Here is a 17,073-nt window from a genome sequence, read left to right as displayed (position 1 = left end):
CGCGAGGGCTCATCGAGCCCAACGCCCTTTGGGATATGGCTTGCCGATGGACCCTCGGCGGCGCGTCGACGCCCCAGGAGCTCTTCGAGGGGATCCTCACGCCCGAGCAGCTGGCGGCGCTGCCGGAGCTGCTCGCGCAGGAGGGCCGCAGCCCGCCCGTCGCGCGCGCCCTCTCGCCGCAGAGCGACGACCAGGACGCGCTGCGCTTCGACACGCAGCGGGAGATCGACCTGCCAGGAGAGGACGTCGGGGCCGATTTCCCGACGCTCGCGACCTCCGCCACGCGCGCCGTGAACTCCGGCGGCACCCGGTACGAGGTGGGCGAGGCGCTCGGGGCCGGGGGCGCCGGGAAGGTGGTGAAGGCGCGCGATCGGGAGATCGGGCGCGTTGTCGCGCTGAAGACCTTGAAGCCGGGGGCCGAGGAGGACTCCGCGGTAGGCAACCGCTTCCGGACCGAGGCGCGGATCACGGCCCAGCTCGAGCACCCGAACATCATCCCGGTCTACGACCTCGGCACGCTGCCGAACGGCCAGCCGTACTACTCCATGCGGGTTGTCAAGCGGCAGAGCCTGCAGAACGTGCTGACGAACCCCGAGCTCCGCAGGCAATGGCCGCTCGTCCGGCTCATCGGCGCGTTCGTGCAGATCTCCCGGGCGCTGGCCTACGCGCACCGGCGAGGCGTCGCCCACCGCGACATCAAGCCGGAGAACGTGCTGCTCGGCGACTACGGCGAGGTCTACCTGGGCGACTGGGGCAACGCGAAGCTGCTCGCGAGGGCGGAGGTGAGCGAGCCGATCTCCATCGATCCGAGCGGGCAGGACTTCGGCCGGAGGCGGCACGAGGCGATCGCGAGCGCGCTCTCGGGCACGCCCGGCTACATCGCGCCCGAGCAGATCCGAGGGGATCACGCGCGGATCGATCACCGCGCGGACATCTTCGCGCTCGGCGTGGTGCTCTACGAGATCCTCACCGGCGAGCACCCGTTCGACGCGCCGACCGTCCTCGCCGTGATCCTCGCGACGCAGACGCGCGACCCCAGGCCGCCGCGCTCGATCGCGCCGAGCTGCCCGCTGCTGCTCGAGGACCTCTGCCTGGCGATGCTCGCGAAGGATCCTGATCAGCGACCGCCGACCGCCGACCGCGTCGCGGCGGAGGCGGAGGCGTTCCTCGAGGGCGCCAAGGAGCGGATGCGCCGCCGCGAGGAGGCCATCAAGCTCTGTGAGCTCGCCAAGGCCCCGCTCGAGCGTGACCGGCGGCTCGACGGCGAGCGCGAGCGGCTCGTCGAGGAGGCGCGGCGGCTGCTCAAGGACGTGAAGGAGTACGAGGCGATCGAGCGCAAGCGGGCGGGCTGGCAGCTCGAGGACAGGGCCGCCGGGGTCGAGCGCGAGCAGGCGCGCGCCGCGGCGGAGGCGATCGATCTCTACACGAAGGCGCTGGCGTACGATCCGGACCTGGTCGAGGCGCGCGCCGGGCTCGCGGATCTCTACTGGTCGCGCGCGGTGCGGGCGGACCAGGAGCACCAGCACGCGGCGCGCATCTACCACGAGGCGCTCGTGGCGGAGTTCGACGTGGGCCGCTACGCCGCGCTGCTCACCGCCGATTCGGTCCTCTCGTTCGACTCGTCGCCGCCCGGCGCGAGCGTCGTCGCGTACCGTTACGTCGAGAAGGATCGCATCCTCGTGGCGAGCGACGAGCGCTCGCTCGGCCGCACCCCGCTCCGCGAGGTGCACCTCAAGCCCGGCAGCTACCTCTTCATCCTGAAGCGCGCCGGCTGCCGGGACGTGCGCTACCCGCTGCTGCTCAAGCGGGGCACCCACCACCGCGTCGAGGTGAACCTCTACACCGACGCGGAGATCGGCGAGGGGTTCGTGTACATCCCGGGGGGGACCTTCATCGCCGGCGGCGACGCGCACGCCTACGATCCGCTCCGCCGCGCCGAGCTCCACGTCCCCGACGTCGCGATCGCGAAGTTCCCCGTCACCTTCCGCGAGTATTGCGAGTTCCTGAACGAGCTCGAGACGCGCGATCTCGACCTCGCGCTCAAGCGCGCGCCGCACGGGACGCGCGGCTCCGAGGGCTACGTCGCGCGGCCCGCCAGCAGCGGCGGCTGGGAGCCGTTGCCCAGCGTGGTCGAGGGCGACGCGCAGAAGCGGTTCCCCGCGGAGGAAGGGCACCTCTGGAACCTGCCGGTCATCCTCATCGACTGGTTCGACGCCGTGGCCTACTGCCGTTTCCGGAGCGAGCGCGACGGGATCGAGATCCGACTGCCCACCGAGCTGGAGTGGGAGAAGGCGGCTCGCGGGACCGACGGCCGGTTCTACCCGTGGGGAGATCACTTCGACCCGACGTTCTGTCTGATGCGCTCGTCGCGGCCGTTCCTGGCGCAGCCAGAGCCGGTAGGGACCTTTCCCATCGACAGCTCGCCCTACGGCGTGCGTGACATGGCGGGCGGCGTGCGCGAGTGGGTCGCCGACGTGAACGGCGAGAGATCGTGGGCGGAGACGTCGGGTGAGCTCGAATCGGCCGCCGACGCCGGCGGAGACGCGCCGCCTTGGCGCATCGCCCGCTCCGGGAGCTGGGCCGCGGACTCGCAGCAGTGCAGGAGCGCGTCGCGCACCCGCTTCTTCGGGATCGCGCGGGCGCTGAACCTGTCGTTCCGGGTCGCGAAGCCGCTCTCGCGGGGCCCGGGTCGCTGAGCGGGCGGCTCAGCCGCCAGACCCCGCCGGGGGGTCGACGTACTCGACCTCGACGCCGCGGTGCGTGCGGAGGACGGTGCGCCCCGGCCGACGGTCGACGACGTAGTCGGGCCCGATGGGCACCTTGCCCATCCCGCCGGGCGTATCCACGATCAGCTTCGGCAGCGCGATGCCGGTGAGCCGGCCCTGGAGCTGCTCCATGAGGGAGACGCCGGTCGCGAGCGGCGTGCGCAGGTGCGCCGTGCCGCGCACGGGGTCCATCTGGAGCAGGTAATAGGGGCGCACCCGCCAGCGCACGAGACCCCGGAAGAGCGTGGCCAGCGTCGTCGCGTCGTCGTTGATGCCGCGCAGCAGCACGGTCTGGTTCATGACGGGGAAGCCGTGATCCGCGAGGCGCTTGCACGCGCGCTCGGCGGCGGGCGTGAGCTCCTTCGGGTGGTTGAAGTGCGTCATCACCCAGAGCGGGTGGTACGGCTTGAGCGCGCGCACGAGCTCCGCGGTGATCCGCTGCGGCAGCGTGACCGGCACGCGCGTCGCGATCCGGATCGTCTCCACGCTCTGGATCTGCCGCAGCCGAGCGATGAGCCGCACCACGCGGTCCGTCGAGACGGCGAGGGGATCGCCGCCGCTCACGATGACATCGCGCACTTCCGGGTGCGCCTCGAGGTACGCCATCGCCGGCGCGAGGCGCTCGAGCGCCACCGCGCCGCCGCCGTCGCCGACCATGCGTGATCGGGTGCAGAAGCGGCAGTAGACGGCGCAGCGGTCGGTCGCGAGGAGCAGCGCGCGATCCGGGTACCGCTGCACGAGGTGGGGCGCGACCTCGTGCGCGACCTCGCCGAGGGGGTCGACCAGATCGCCGGGCACCTCGATGGCCTCATCGGCGAGCGGCACGCACTGCCGGCGGATCGGGCACGCCGGATCGCCGTTGTCGCAGAGGCTCAGGTAATAGGGGGTGACGCGGATGGGCAGCCCCGCCTTTTCGGCGCGCCTGGCGCCAGCGAGCTCCTCCGGCGTCAGCGACAGCGCCCGGTGGAGCTCGTCGGCGCTCGACAGCGCGTGACGCAGCTGCCATGTCCAGTCGCTCTTCCGCGTCTTCACGCGGGCTGGTCGCGCTTCCTGCTGCGCGCTCGCGGCGAGCGGCCCCGGTCGCTCCGGCAGCGCGACGGCGCGGGCGTTCGCGCCTTCCTCGCCGGGTCGCCGGGCGAGCCGCGCGGCGGCGACGAGCTCGCTACTTGCCCGCATCGCTCGACGGCGCCGCGGCAGCGCCGGACTGCTCCGGCTGTGGCGTGCGGGGCTTCGTGGGATCGGGCTGCGCCGCGCTCCTGGTCTGCATGAGCTGCTCCGGCACCTTGACCGAGGAGAGCGCCGCCTCGTTGATCTCGACGGGGAACTTCTTCCGCAGCTCGTCCTCGAGAGCGCGCTCCTGGTCCTGCATCTTCTGCTGGAGGAGCGCGACCCGGATCGAGCGCTCGGCCTCCGCGAACTCGCGCCGGTGCCCGCTGGTGAGCCCGTTCAGGCGGACGATGAAGAACCGTCCGTCGGCCTCGACGACCTCCTCGCCGACCGCACCCACGCCGCCGATGCGAAAGGCGGCCGCGCGGACCGGCTCTGGGACGCGGGGGTGGGCGCCGCGCGGATCGCCGGGCGGGCTGACGATGCCGAGCTCTCCGGCGAGATCGAGCGGCGGGGCCGCGCTCTTGTCCTTCGGCGCCGTGAGCGAGTGCTTGAGGAAGAGCTCACCCCACGCGCCGCTGCTCCCGGCCTTCTGCGCCTCCTTGAGGACCTTCTCCCCGAGCGCTCGGTCGCCGACGACGATGGCGGCGACGCGCCTGCGCTCGGGCTCGCTGAACTTGTCGGCGTTCGCCTCGTAGTACGCGCGCACCTCGGACGCGGGGATGTCGGCCGGCGCGGGCAGGCCCTTTCGCGCCCGGGCGATCATCGCCTCGCGGAGGATCTGCCGGATCGTGTCCTCGACCGCGGGGTCCTTGTCGAGGCCTCGGCGCCGGGCTTCCAGCGCGAGCAGCTCCGCGTCGATGAGCTCGCTGAGCAGCTCGCGGCGCCGCTCCTTCGTCTGGTACCGGAGCCGATCGAACTGGTCCATTCGCTCCAGCGTCCTGCCGAAGTCGCCCAGCGTGATCACCCTGTCCCCGACCTTCGCGAGCACGCGCGCCGACTGCTCGGCGGTGAGGCCGAAGACCGGATCTCCCGCGTCCGAGGGGACCTGGAGCGCGGGCTCATCGCAGCCCGCGACGAGCGCGACGAGCGAGATGGCGAGCAGGGGTCGGCGCACCGGAGCTCGGATCATTGCTGGCTCGGGGTCTAGCACGGTTTCCGCGTGGCTCGAGGTCGCAGCGCCTCGTTCGGGCTGGCGCGTCGGCGGACGCCTCGGGTCGTCGCGCGCGCTGAGCGCTCGAACGCGCGCTCAGTCGACGATCGTGCCGATCTCTTCGCCCCTGCAGACGCGGAGGATGTTGCCGCGGGTCATGAGCTTGAACACCCGGATGGGCATCTTGTTCTCGCGGCAGAGCGTGACCGCCGTCGAGTCCATGACCCCGATCCTGTCGGCGAGGAAGCGGTCGTAGCTCAGGTGCGCGAACATCTGCGCGCCTTCGTGGCGCACGGGATCGCGGTCGTAGATGCCTTCGACCTTGGTCGCCTTGAACAGCGCCTGCGCCTGGATTTCCATGGCCCGCAGCGCTGCCGCCGTATCGGTCGAGAAGAACGGGTTGCCCGTGCCCGCGGCGAAGATGACGATGCTGCCCTTCTCCAGGTGCCGCATCGCCCTGCGGCGGATGTACGGCTCGGCGACCTGCCGGATCTCGATCGCGGTCATCACGCGCGTCGGCACGCCCGTCTTCTCGAGCGCGTCCTGGAGGGCGAGCGCGTTGATGACGGTGGCGAGCATGCCCATGTAGTCGCTCTGGGAGCGGTCCATCCCCGCGCTCGCGCCCTTCAGCCCGCGGAAGATGTTGCCGCCGCCCACGACGACCCCGATCTGCACCCCCATCCGCTGGAGCTCGGCGACCTCGCCGGCCACGTGGTGGAGCGTCTCGGGACGAATGCCGAACCCCCCTTCCTCGCCGCAGAGCGCTTCGCCGCTCAGCTTGAGCACGATGCGGCGGTACTTCAGCCCGGGGGCCGGACGAGGGGGAGGGGGAAGGAGAGAGTCCTGGTCAGCGGCCACGGTGCGACCTCGTAGCCGGGACCTGCGTGGAGGGCAACGAACAACGTGAACCATCGCTCGGGCCAAGCGGCAGCGCGCGCCGCAAAGGAGGAAGAGCGGGAGGCAGAACCAGAGCAAGCGGAGCAAGCAGAGGAAACAGAGGAAACAGAGGAAACAGAGGCAACGGAGCAGGAAGACCCGCCGGGGCGGCATGCGCCTTGCGCTTGCTGGGGCGGGGAGCTAGTCTCGGGCCCCCTATGGCGCGTGTGACTGTGGAAGACTGCCTCGAGCGCGAGGAAAACCGTTTCGCTCTCGTCGTGCTCGCGGCCAACCGGACGCGGCAGCTCATGAAGGGCTCGGACGCTCTCGTGAAGACGAAGAACAAGCCTGCCGTGACCAGCCTCCGAGAGATCGCGGCAGGCAAGGTGCACTTCCACCGGAGCTCCCACGAGGTCGTCTCCGAGTGGCTCCAGCAGATGAACGCTGGCGGCCAGCGCTGATGCCGCATCGGAAGGGCGCGCGTCCGGTGATGCGCGCCTCCGTGGAGGCACCGTTCCGCAGCTCGCTCCCGTCACCGTGCCAGCGCTGCGCTTGATCTGTTGCCTCGCATGAGCTGGATGGCCACGAGGCGGACGGCGCGTGTTTCGGGCTCCGGCCAGCGTCGCGATCCGGAGCTCGAAGCAGGGACGTCGGCTCACTACGAGGATCCGGCGTACTACGCGAAGACGTACGCGCGCCGTAAGGATGACGTCTGCTACTACGTCGACCTCGCCGTCGCGTCTGCGGGGCCGGTGCTCGAGTACGGCTGCGGCAACGGGCGGATCACGCTGCCTGTCGCGAGGGCGGGGGTCCAGATCACCGGGGTGGACCTGTCGGCGCCGATGCTCGGCGATCTGCGCGCGCAGCTTGGACGCGAGCCGCGCGGTGTCTCCTCTCGCGTGAGCCTCCGGCGGGGCGACATGCGGGCGCTGCGGCTGGGGCGCCGCTTTCCGCTCGTGATCTGCCCGTTCAACGCCTTCTTGCACCTGTACACGCGCGTCGATGTGGAGCGGTTCCTCGCGCGAGCGCGCGAGCATCTGACGCCGAAGGGCGAGCTCGTCTTCGACGTTTCCATGCCCGAGCCGGCAGAGCTCGCGCGAGATCCGGATCGCGCCTATGCCACGCCGCGGTTCCGGTACCCCACGAAGGATGGCCCTGGCGAGTTCGTCCGGTACACGGAGCGGTTCGACTACGACAAGGTCCGGCAGATCCTGTTCGTCTCCATGGAGTTCTCGCCCGTCGACGGCGGCGAGCGCTGGATGACGCCGCTCGCCCATCGTCAGTTCTACCCGCAGGAGCTCGAAGCCTTGCTCCACTACAACGGCTTCGAGCTCACGGAGCTCCGCAGCGATTTCTCCGCGGAGCCGCCCGACAACCAGACGAGCATGCTGCTCTATCATTGCCGGCCACGCCGTTCTGCCAGGGCTCGCCGCCCTGGACATGACGGGGGCCGCTGAAGGAGCGCGGCACCGGCGCGCAAACGCCCGGCGCCTGCTGCGCCTTGCGCCGCCGTGTGGTGGCGCCCGGTCGGCATCAGGCCATGCGCGACGTGTCCGTGCACGAGCGCGCCCCTTGGTCCTGCCGCACCGAGCGTGCGCCAGTGCCGCCGTTGCCTGGAGTCTCAGACGCCGATGTAGAGGCGGTGGGCGAAGTTGCGCTCGAGTTTGGCGCGCAGCACCTTCTCCGCCGCTGTCTCGATATCGTACTCGACGCGCTTGAACTCGAAGCGCTTCGTGTCGCTGTCGTAGACCGTGTAGCTCGCGCGGTTGTCGTAGTCCCGCGGCTGTCCCACCGAGCCGACGCTCACGATGTACTTGCGACCCTGCTCAAGCTGGAAGTCGACCGCAGGAAGCTCCTCGACGCTGTTCGGCGTGAGCGCGAACACCTTGCAGAGGTGGGAGTGGCCGATCAGCGTGATGTGACCGAGCTCGTTCCACATCGGGAGGCATTCGCGCGCCTGCTCGGGGGCGAAGATGTACTCGAACTCTTCGAGCCGGACGGGCGAGCCATGGCAGAGGTCGACGTTGATGTCCGTCAACTTCTCCTGGTACGTCAGGCTCCGGAGCCAGGCTGCGTTCTCGGAGGACAGCATCGCAGCGTGGGTGTCGAGCGCTTGCCGGGCGGCCTCGTAGTAATACGAGTAATCCATCCGACCCGCGACGGCCGCGTCGTGGTTGCCGAGGATCGTCTTCTTGGCCACCTTGCGGACGAGATCGGCGCACTCGTTCGGCGAGCCGCCGTAGCCGACCGTATCCCCGAGGCAGTAGTAAACGTCGATACGTTCGTGGCGGTAGGACTCGAGCACAGCGCTGAGCGCCTCGTAGTTGGCGTGCGTATCGCTGAAAATCCCGAGTCTCATTTCGACGCGAGGGCGGAGCTTAGCACGAAGGCCTCGACTTCCGTTAGGAATTCAAACCTGGATCCACGGATGGGCTGGTCGGACCGGCACCGAGCTTTGTCGGCTCGCTGGCGTTGTGTCGGCTGGCTCGTTGGTTCCGCTGGCTCCGGCGGAACCATCGGGTCCGTCAGTTCCGTCAGTTCCGTCAGTTCCGTCGGTCTCGTCAGCTTTGTCCGCTCCGACGGAGCGTGCTTCCGCTGCGCCCGGGGATCTGCAGAGGACGATCGAGGGCCGGACACGGTCCTTGCGGAGCTTGCCGAGGCGCTCCCAGCACGAGCACGTTGACGAGCGGCCACCCGCACCGGAGAAGAATAGCGTGGAGCCCATGAATACCAAACAGAACGGTGCAGGGACGTCTCCGATTTCTGCGGAGCGGCCGGCCGAGTCTGCGCTGTCCGCTGCAGCTGTCGAACCTGTCGCGCCGCCGCCGTCCACCGTGGAGGATCTCGCCGAGGGGTGCGTGCGGTTTGTGGAGCGCGCCCTCGGCGTACGGCTTGACTATCGGCCGGAGACCTTGCCCGTGCTCGACCACTACCTCGAGCAGGCGCGTGGTGCGACGTCGGAGCGGGTCGAGGCCTTGCCGATGATCGCGCACATGGCAGGCGCTTACTTCGGCGAGGTGATCCGGCGCCGGCACGCGTCGTGGTGGCGCCTGGATGGCGAGGATCCGACCTACTGGCAGGTGCAGTTCGGCTCGGTTTACCTCGCGTTCAGCCCCGTCCTCTTCGTGCGCGAGACGCTCACGCGCGGACATCGAGCCGACGCCGCGCTGGACCTTGCAGAGGACTCCCTGAGCGGCGATCCGGCGGCGCTGGAGCTGCAGGAAGACGATCGCGAGGCGGTCGCGGCCAGGCTCGCGGAGCTGCCGTCGGTCTCGGAAAACGAGTACTACGCCCCCTCGACGCGGCTCGAGGTGATCGACATCGCCGTGGACGCGATCCGTTCGCGTCGGCTCGCGGCCGGCGAGGATACCGACGCCGCGCTCGATCCGGGCGACTACGAGCGCGGCGGCGACTGACGCGGGTATCGCGGCGCGCGGGGCGCCCACGCTCGCTCGGCGGCGCCGCGTGGACGTGCTCCGGAAGCGGCGACCGGTGGTATCGTCGCTTCCGTGTTGTGGGTCCTCTTCGGGCTGTTGTTCCTCATCTCGTGGGCGGCGTTCTTCACGTTCGACCTGCCCACCGCGATCCCGATCGCGACGAGCGTCGTCATCGCGCTCGCCGCGATCGCGCTCTTCGTGTACCGCCGGATCAACGCGCGCCGCGCCGCGTCTGCGCTTGAGCGGGCCATCGTTCAGCAGGGAGCGCAGCAGGCGCTCAACGCGCGGCCCGAGCGCCGCGCCGAGATCCAGGAGCTCCAGCGGCAGGTCCAGGGCGGCATCAGCGCCCTGAAGAGCTCGAAGCTCGGCAAGGGGAAGGAGCACGGCAACGCCGCGCTCTACTCGCTGCCCTGGTACGTCATCATCGGCCCGCCCGGGGCGGGGAAGACGACGGCGTTGAAGCACTCCGGCCTCGTCTTCCCGTACGCGCACCCGAGCAACGGCGGCGGCGTGCGCGGCGTCGGCGGCACCCGCAACTGCGACTGGTGGTTCACCAACGAGGCGATCCTCCTCGACACCGCGGGGCGCTACACGACGGAGCAGGACGACCACGAGGAGTGGATCGCGTTCCTGCAAATGCTCCTCAAGCACCGCGCCCGCCGCCCGCTCAACGGCATCCTGGTCGCCGTGAGCGTGGCGGATCTCATCGACGCGAGCGAGCAGCAAGTCGAGCTGATGGGGAAGAAGCTCCGCGCGCGCATCGACGAGGTGATGACGCAGCTCCACATGGTGCTGCCCGTCTACCTCCTGTTCACGAAGTGCGACCTCATCGCGGGCTTCTCGGAGTTCTTCGGCGACATGCGCAAGAGCGACCGCGCGCAGGCGTGGGGAGCGACGCTCAAGCTGAGCGCGGACAAGGCCGACCCGGGGAGGCTCTTCGACGCCGAGTTCGACGCCCTGGCGAGGCAGATCCACGCCCGCTCGCTGAAGCGGCTCGTGATGGAGCGCAGCCGCGAGGCGCGCGAGCGCGTCTACCAGTTCCCGCTCGAGTTCTCGGGTATCCGGCGGAACCTCTCCGATCTGGTCTCGACCGTCTTCATGGTCAACGCGTTTCAGGGGACGCCCATCTTTCGCGGCTTCTACTTCACGAGCGGCACGCAGGAGGGGAGGCCGCTCGACCGGGTCCTCCAGCGCATGGGCCAGGCGATGGGGATCCGCACGCACGAGGCCGCGGCGCAGCAGAACGTGGAGTCGAAGAGCTACTTCCTCCACGACGTCTTCATGAACGTCGTCTTCCCGGACGGGGACATCGCCGCCAGGAGCGCGAGCGAGATCCGGCGTCAGCGGCTCGTTCGTGGCGCTATCAGCGCGGCGGCCGCGGCGCTCGGGGTCATCCTCGCGATCCCCAGCGTGGTGTCGTTCGCCAACAACCGCGCGTTCCTGCGCGACGTGGAGGCGGACGCGCGCACCGTCAGCGCGCTCCGATGGGAGGACACGCGACCCCTCTCGGAGAAGCTCGCCGCGCTGCGGCCTGCGCTGGATCGGCTGAAGGAGATCGACAAGGCGCGCGAGGAGGGGCCGCCGGACGGGAAGGGGTGGACGATGTTCCAGGGCGAGACGGTGTACCCGCCGCTCGTGCACGTCTACGTCGCCAGCCTCCAGAACGGCTTCGTGATCCCGTGCAAGCAGCGGCTCGAGGATCGCCTCAAGCTCGCGAAGGGCGACCACTACCTCCGCGAGCGGAACGACCTCAAGCTGTACCTGATGCTGAGCGACGTCGAGCACCTCGACGTTCCGTGGGCGAAGGACAGGTTCACCTCGCTCTGGGCCGAGGTGCTGCGGGCGACCTCGAACCTCACCGAGACCGAGCTGAAGAAGCAGCTCGAGCGGCACGTCGAGTACTACCTGACGCTCATCAAGGAGAAGCGGGTCACGCCGATCGCGCGCAAGGAGGATCTGGTCGCGAGCGTGCGCGCGACGCTCCAGGCCGTGCCGCCGCGGAAGCGGTACTACGACTTCTTCGTCAACGCGATCATCGAGGAGAAGTACGACGAGACGGGTGATAACAGCCGCGCCAACCGCAAGTACCCTCCGCACACGCTCGGCGACATGTTCGCCGACCGTCCCGCCGTGCTGAAGATCATCGGCAGCAAGCTGTACGCGAAGGAGAAGCGCTGGAAGGAGGTGGACGGTCCGTACACCGAGAGGGGGCACTTCGCGGTGCTCGAGAGGCTCGAGAGCGGCGCCGACAGCTTGATGGCTGAGCGGTGGGTCGTGGACCTCGCGCCCGGCGAGGAGGCCTCGATCAACAAGAACCTGGACGGCCTCGCGGCCGACTACGACGTCAGCTACATCGCCCAGTGGACCGACTGGATGGCGGACCTCACCGTGCGGGTCCCGGCCAACCTGAAGGAGGCGAAGGAGACGTACCAGGCGCTCACCCAGGCGGATTACCCCTACCTCCGCATCCTCCGCGCTCTCGAGGACAACACGCAGTGGAAGCGGGATCGCAGCGCGATCGAGGACTCGGCCCTGGCCAAGCGGGGGAAGGAGTACCTCGATCGAAAGATCGAGCAGAAGACGAGGCTGAAGGTCCCCGTCAACGTGAAGCTCATAAGAAACCGGGCGAGCTCGGTGCCGGATGAGTTCAAGCGGACCGTCGAGTTCGGCGTGCCTGCCGCGCCGAGCGGCTCGGCGCCGATCACGGACACGCCCCTGGCGAGGTACATCTCGTTGCTCAGCGCTCTTCGCGACGAGATCCAGCGCCTCGAGGATCTGAACCCCAACGTCGACGCGCGCCTCATGGCCGATCGCTTGGTCGAGGCGACGCGACAGGCCGACGCGCTCCTCCAGCCCTTCGACGAGCGGGCCAAGACGCTGCTCCGGCCGCTGCTGCTCACCCCGATGCAGGTGGTGGCGGCGCGGCTGCCGCCGCTCGCCGCGGTGTCTCGCTTTCCCGCGGCGCCTGCTGCGGGCCCGCGCTGAGCCCCGCGGCGCGGTTCAGATCTCGATGCGGATCTCGTCCCGGCCTGGTTGCACCGCGCCGGTCGCTGGATCGAGCGTGAGCACCATCTCGATCGCATCCTCGCCGTTGTCGCTGTAGTACCGAGGGCGGACCCCCATCGCGGTGAAGCCGAGCTTCCGGTAGAGCCGGATCGCTGCCCGGTTCGAGCGGCGCACCTCGAGCAGGATCAGCCGCACTTGCTGCTGGCGTGCATACTCGAGCGATCGATTCATCAACGCCGTCGCGAGCCCGCGCCGCCGCGCGGCCGGGCAGGTGGCCACGTTCAGCACGTGGAGCTCGTCGGCGACGTGCCACGCGATGAGGAAGGCGAGCGCGCGCCGCTCTTCGCGCGCGACCCAGCAGCGCGTCCAGGGGCGGCGCAGCTCTTCTCGCGCGGAGAATTGCGGCACGTCGAAGGCCGCGGACGCGACCGCGTCGATCTCGTCGAGCGCAGCGTCGTCCGCAGCGTCGGCCGTCAGCTGGCTCAGCGAGGTTGAGGGCCTCGTCGCGTCGCGCTTCACCTCGCCACCTCCGTGGGACAGCCGGAGACGATCTGGACTTGCCCCACCCGCCCGCTCTTGAGCTTCTTGCAGGCTTCCCCGAGGAGCTCGACGACCGCGGGCGACTTCCAGCGCCAGCCGTTCTCCGGGTCGTAGGCGACCAGCTCGTCGTCCAGGTAGACGTTCGTCTGTCCCGCCTCGGGAGGCGGATCGACCAGGTCGAACTCGCAGGAGACGACGATGCTGGCGATCTTCGAGAGGACGTTCCCCAGCGTGTCGAGGTTGTCCACCTTGAAGTAGAACGGGCTCACGAACTGCGCCGCGCCGCCGGCGAGCGCCATCTGGTCGAGGACATCGCCGTAGAACTCGCTCCCCGGGATGCCGACGACATAGACCTCGATCCCGCTCGCCGCGAGCCGCTCGATCGCGGCGACCGTATCGTCGCGATCGAGGCACCCTTCGGGGCCCGAGGGGCCCAAGGGCGAGCAGCAGTTCTCCTCGGGGTCGGGGCACTGCTGTTCGATGTTGGCGATGCACCCGTCCGCCTCGCAACTCGCCGAGCTGTTGCAGTTCGGACCGCCGTCGGTCGCGAGCACGACGATGGTCTTGCCGGGGAGCTCGACGAGCTTCGGCGTCAGCGCCGCGAGCGTCGCCGCGGTAGGCGTGCCGCCGAGGGGCGCGGCCCGCGTCGCCGCGCGGAACCGCGATGTCGTCGTCGAGCCCTCCTGTCCCTCTGCGAAGGGAGCCCCCGGCGTGACAGCGAACACCTCGCCGCCTGGCCTGCACGGCGCCTCGTCGGTCGCGTCCAGGGGGAACACGGCGGCGCCGACGTTGATCAGCGGGCCCAGGTTGCGCACGAGGTCGACCGCGGCGTCACGGACCCGGTCGTATCGGGTCGCGTTCGAGCTCGAGGAGGCGGGGCTGAGCATGCTGCCCGACGCATCGAGGACGAAGTAGATGTTCGGCGCTTCGGCGATCTCGACCTGGTGGATCCGGTTGCCGCAGAGCCCACCCGCATCCGCGGCCGGTGGTCCGCTCGGGTCTTCGGTGTCCGGATCGAACCCGTCCTCCGGCTCTTGCGCCTCCTGACCGGCGCCGCTGCGCGGACGTTGCTTCGTGACCTCGTCCTCGCATGCGGTCATCGCCGCGCCGCCGAGCGCGAGCGCGGCTCCGATGCAGAAGAGCACGCCGCTGGCGCCGGCTCGCTGCTTCACGGCCGTCTTCATGGCGAGCAGCGTATCACGCCCGCTCGAGCCGTCAGCGCCAGCGCGGGCGCCGCCGCGCGCGTTCAGGGCTCGCGGTAGAACCTGGGCACGCGGCGCGAGATGCTGGTCAGCACCTCCCAGGCGATCGTCCCCGTGAGCCCCGCGATCTCTTCAGCGCTGATGGTGCCGCGCCCGAGCGGCCCGTCCTGCGTTCCGAGGAACACCACTTCATCTCCCAGGCGTGCTCCCGGTACATCCGTCACGTCGAGCATCGTCAGATCCATCGACACGGCGCCCGCGATCGGCGCGCGTTGACCGCGCACGAGGGCGGCCCCGCGGTTCGAGAGCTGGCGGCTCAGGCCGTCGGCGTACCCCATCGGCACGGTGGCCACGACGCTCTCCCGGGAAGCTTGCCAGGTGTGGCCGTAGCCGATCCTGTCGCCCTTCGCGATCGTGCGCAGCGCGACGATCTCGCTGCGCACCCGGATGACCGGCTTGAGGTCGGGCGCGAGCCCCGCGCACGGCGATATTCCGAAGAGCGCGACCCCCGGACGGACGATGTCGAGCCACGCTGCTGGGAGGCGCAGCATCGCCGCGCTGTTCGAGGCGTGCCGCACCCGCGGCGTGAGGCCGAAGCTCTTCGCTCGCTGCTCGATCTCCCCGAAGAGGCGCATCTGCTCGATCGTCACGCCGAGATCGTCGGCGTCCGCGCAGGCGAGGTGGGTCATGAGCCCGTCGAGCTTCACCTCCGGGTGCTTGGCGAGCGTCGCGAGCACCGCCTCGATCTCCGAGCTCGCGGCCCCGAGCCGTCCCATGCCGGTGTCGACCTTGAGATGGACGCCCACGCGACCGCGCTGCTCGATCCGCACCACGCTCGCGAGGCGCTCGATCTGGCCGGCGTCGTAGACGACGGGCACGAGATCGCGCGCGATGATCTCCTCGAACCCGTCGCGCCGCGGGCCGTAGTAGCCGCCCATGACGAGGATGGGCAGCCGGATGCCGGCGTCTCGCAGCTCGATGGCCTCCTCGAGCAACGCGACGCACAGGCCGGGGATCCCTGCGCGCTCGAGCGTCCGTGCGACCGCTGGCGCGCCGTGGCCGTACGCATCGGCCTTGAGCACCCCCCAGATCTGCGGCTTCGTCGCGCCGGTCAGCCCTCGCTCGAGGACGCGCAGGTTGTGCCGCAGGTGCGCGAGGTTCACCTCGGCGCGGGTTGGCCGCACGGCGTCCGCGGGCGCCGCTCGCCGTGGCCGCAGCACCCGCATGGGGCCTGCGCTCGCGCCGAGCCCCTCGAGGGGCGACGCCGCGCCGTTGCGATCAGGAGTCGTGCTGCTGAGCTCTTTGGGCGCGTGCGAAGCGGACATCGTGTACGCCGATAGCCCTACGCTCGATCGCGGGTCAAGATTCCAGGCCATCTTGGTGTGACAAGGTGAGGCATCTGCGCGGAGAGCAGACGACGTCGATCAGAAGCAGCGACGCATGCACCGCGTGTACTTGCCGGAGCATCCTTTTTCGCAGACGGCGGATTTGCAGTCGTCCTGGCATTCCTTCCAGTCCGTCTGGCACGACGCGCTGCACTTCGCTCCCGGCGGTGCAACCTCCTCCGCGGTCTTCGACGCCGAGGCCGCAGCGCCGCCGTCGTTCGCGTCTGGGTCTGCGTGGGCCTCTTCCGTTGCCGCCGGCGCGGCCACGTCGGCGGTCAGGAGCCTGGGCGGCGGAGCGAGCGCGCTCGTTGGCTCAGGCACGGCAGGGGCTCGGCTGCTCGGCGGAGTCCACTCGCCTTCGTCAAAATCACTGGCGTGGCTGAGCTGCCCGGCCCGCAGCGTGGCGTACTCCACACGGTCGCGCGTCTGGCCGAACGTACAGAACTGAAGCCACTCGTCCCAGCACGCGCGCCGCAGGGTCGGCTTGACGTCGGCCAGCGAGTCAAGCGCCATGCAGTGCTCGAAGCGTACGTCCCCCTCGTAGACCGCGTTGATGCTCGCGCCGCATGCGGTCACCGAGGCGGCGGCTAGGCAGAGGAGGGTCCTGAACCGCACGTCGTAGAACACCGATAGCAGAAAAGCTCGGCCCTGGTGCCGGGGCCCGTCCTATCCGCCGCGAACCTGCCGGTCGCCCGGTCGAGGTGCTCTCAGGTTGAACTTTGCCTTGTGATGCCGTACGTTGCCGCCCCTTCGCACCGGCGGCGGCGGCACGACGCCCCCGCGCCGGGCGCCTCAACGGAGCCTGTTCATGTTCCTCATGTTGTCGAAAGGTCCTCGGAAGACCACGCGCTCCAAGTCGAAGCGCCACCGGTCCAAGCTGAAGGCGAAGAACCGCAACCGGCGCAACCGCATCTACCAGCGCGCCTGATTGTTGCGCCGAGCGCGAGCGAGTCCACGGACTCGCTCGCTGCGCGTTCTTCGAGCCAATCTTTGGGGCCGGCCCTTGGAACCTAGGGGCCGCCCTTCTTCAGCTCGGTCAGCACCAGCTTGGCGACCGCCTTGAGCGTGTCGAACACCCCGACGCCGGTCCGCGCGACCCCCTCGAAATCGGGGACGTTCGTCGGGTTGAGCAGCGAGCGGAGCTCCTCGACGGTGCCGATCTCCGGCAGATCCCGCTTGTTGTACTGGATGACGTACGGGATCTTGTCCAGCGAGTAGCCCTGCTCGGCCAGGTTTGTGCGGAGGTTCTCCACCGACTCCTGGTTCGCCTCGATGCGGCCGAGCTGAGAGTCTGCCACGAAGACCACGCCGTCGACGCCTTTCAGGATGAGCTTGCGGCTCGCGTCGTAGAAGACCTGCCCCGGCACCGTGTACAGGTGGAACCGCGTCTTGAAGCCGCGGATCTCGCCCAGCGCGAGCGGGAGGAAGTCGAAGAAGAGTGTCCGGTCGGTCTCCGTGGCGAGGGAGATCATCTTCCCCTTCGCGTCCGGGTTGGTGCGCTCATAGATGTACTGCAGGTTCGTCGTCTTGCCGCAGAGACCCGGGCCGTAATAGACGATCTTGCAGTTGATCTCGCGCGCCATGTAATTGATGAAGCTCATC

General features: G+C 69.6%; 14 protein-coding genes. 5 read left to right on the top strand and 9 right to left on the bottom strand.

What is annotated here, in order from left to right; genetic code table 11:
• The first annotated feature begins 35 nt into the window (after window positions 1-35).
• On the top strand, window positions 36-2,696 hold the full coding sequence (locus WMF11_RS40540) for a protein kinase domain-containing protein (RefSeq protein ID WP_437904482.1): 2,661 nt from the start codon (window positions 36-38) through the stop codon (window positions 2,694-2,696).
• A 9-nt stretch (window positions 2,697-2,705) separates the two neighbouring features.
• Here the strand turns inward: WMF11_RS40540 and WMF11_RS40535 are convergent, their stop codons facing one another.
• The 3 genes from WMF11_RS40535 to pyrH all read right to left on the bottom strand — a co-directional run bounded on the left by WMF11_RS40535 (window position 2,706) and on the right by pyrH (window position 5,883).
• Window positions 2,706-3,941, bottom strand: a complete 1,236-nt coding sequence (locus WMF11_RS40535; RefSeq protein WP_437974598.1) for a KamA family radical SAM protein — start codon at window positions 3,939-3,941, stop codon at window positions 2,706-2,708.
• Window positions 3,928-4,989, bottom strand: a complete 1,062-nt coding sequence (locus WMF11_RS40530; RefSeq protein WP_437974597.1) for a peptidylprolyl isomerase — start codon at window positions 4,987-4,989, stop codon at window positions 3,928-3,930. Before WMF11_RS40530 ends, WMF11_RS40535 begins: the two co-directional genes overlap by 14 nt.
• A gap of 132 nt (window positions 4,990-5,121) precedes the next feature.
• Window positions 5,122-5,883 carry a UMP kinase gene (pyrH, locus tag WMF11_RS40525; protein ID WP_080599110.1) on the bottom strand — a complete coding sequence of 254 codons (762 nt, stop codon included), beginning with the start codon at window positions 5,881-5,883 and terminating at the stop codon, window positions 5,122-5,124.
• Between the two features lie 236 nt (window positions 5,884-6,119).
• On the opposite strand from pyrH, the gene rpoZ reads away from it, so the two are divergent.
• Window positions 6,120-6,362 (top strand): DNA-directed RNA polymerase subunit omega, encoded by a 243-nt coding sequence (rpoZ, locus tag WMF11_RS40520; protein ID WP_044966694.1) that lies wholly within the window; start codon window positions 6,120-6,122, stop codon window positions 6,360-6,362.
• Between the two features lie 108 nt (window positions 6,363-6,470).
• The gene (locus tag WMF11_RS40515) at window positions 6,471-7,358 is read left to right on the top strand and encodes a class I SAM-dependent methyltransferase (protein ID WP_437974596.1); all 888 of its coding nucleotides are present in this window, start codon (window positions 6,471-6,473) and stop codon (window positions 7,356-7,358) included.
• Between the two features lie 164 nt (window positions 7,359-7,522).
• Here the strand turns inward: WMF11_RS40515 and WMF11_RS40510 are convergent, their stop codons facing one another.
• Complete coding sequence (locus WMF11_RS40510; protein ID WP_012239864.1) at window positions 7,523-8,260, bottom strand: metallophosphoesterase family protein; 738 nt, start codon at window positions 8,258-8,260, stop codon at window positions 7,523-7,525.
• A gap of 364 nt (window positions 8,261-8,624) precedes the next feature.
• On the opposite strand from WMF11_RS40510, the gene WMF11_RS40505 reads away from it, so the two are divergent.
• Window positions 8,625-9,317 (top strand): hypothetical protein, encoded by a 693-nt coding sequence (locus WMF11_RS40505; protein ID WP_437974595.1) that lies wholly within the window; start codon window positions 8,625-8,627, stop codon window positions 9,315-9,317.
• 93 nt (window positions 9,318-9,410) lie between these two features.
• Window positions 9,411-12,323, top strand: a complete 2,913-nt coding sequence (gene tssM / locus WMF11_RS40500; protein ID WP_437904477.1) for a type VI secretion system membrane subunit TssM — start codon at window positions 9,411-9,413, stop codon at window positions 12,321-12,323.
• A gap of 15 nt (window positions 12,324-12,338) precedes the next feature.
• Here the strand turns inward: tssM and rimI are convergent, their stop codons facing one another.
• The 5 genes from rimI to WMF11_RS40475 form a co-directional block, all read right to left on the bottom strand.
• The gene (rimI, locus tag WMF11_RS40495; protein WP_437904476.1) at window positions 12,339-12,863 is read right to left on the bottom strand and encodes a ribosomal protein S18-alanine N-acetyltransferase; all 525 of its coding nucleotides are present in this window, start codon (window positions 12,861-12,863) and stop codon (window positions 12,339-12,341) included.
• Window positions 12,860-14,068, bottom strand: coding sequence for a vWA domain-containing protein (locus WMF11_RS40490; protein WP_437904475.1), 1,209 nt, complete (start codon window positions 14,066-14,068; stop codon window positions 12,860-12,862). Before WMF11_RS40490 ends, rimI begins: the two co-directional genes overlap by 4 nt.
• Before the next feature lie 62 nt (window positions 14,069-14,130).
• Window positions 14,131-15,411, bottom strand: a complete 1,281-nt coding sequence (gene alr / locus WMF11_RS40485; protein ID WP_437545113.1) for an alanine racemase — start codon at window positions 15,409-15,411, stop codon at window positions 14,131-14,133.
• A 99-nt stretch (window positions 15,412-15,510) separates the two neighbouring features.
• Entirely contained in the window at window positions 15,511-16,098 is a 588-nt protein-coding gene (locus tag WMF11_RS40480) for a hypothetical protein (RefSeq protein WP_437974594.1), read from the bottom strand.
• Window positions 16,099-16,481: 383 nt separating this feature from the next.
• Window positions 16,482-17,072, bottom strand: coding sequence for a GTP-binding protein (locus WMF11_RS40475; protein WP_012239857.1), 591 nt, complete (start codon window positions 17,070-17,072; stop codon window positions 16,482-16,484).
• Between the last annotated feature and the right edge of the window lies 1 nt (window position 17,073).

The organism is Sorangium sp. So ce295 (genome assembly GCF_051527405.1).
GTDB lineage: Bacteria > Myxococcota_A > Polyangia > Polyangiales > Polyangiaceae > Sorangium > Sorangium cellulosum_B.
The sequence above is the reverse complement of the archived record's forward strand: the minus strand, read 5'-3'. Positions and strand labels throughout refer to the sequence as shown.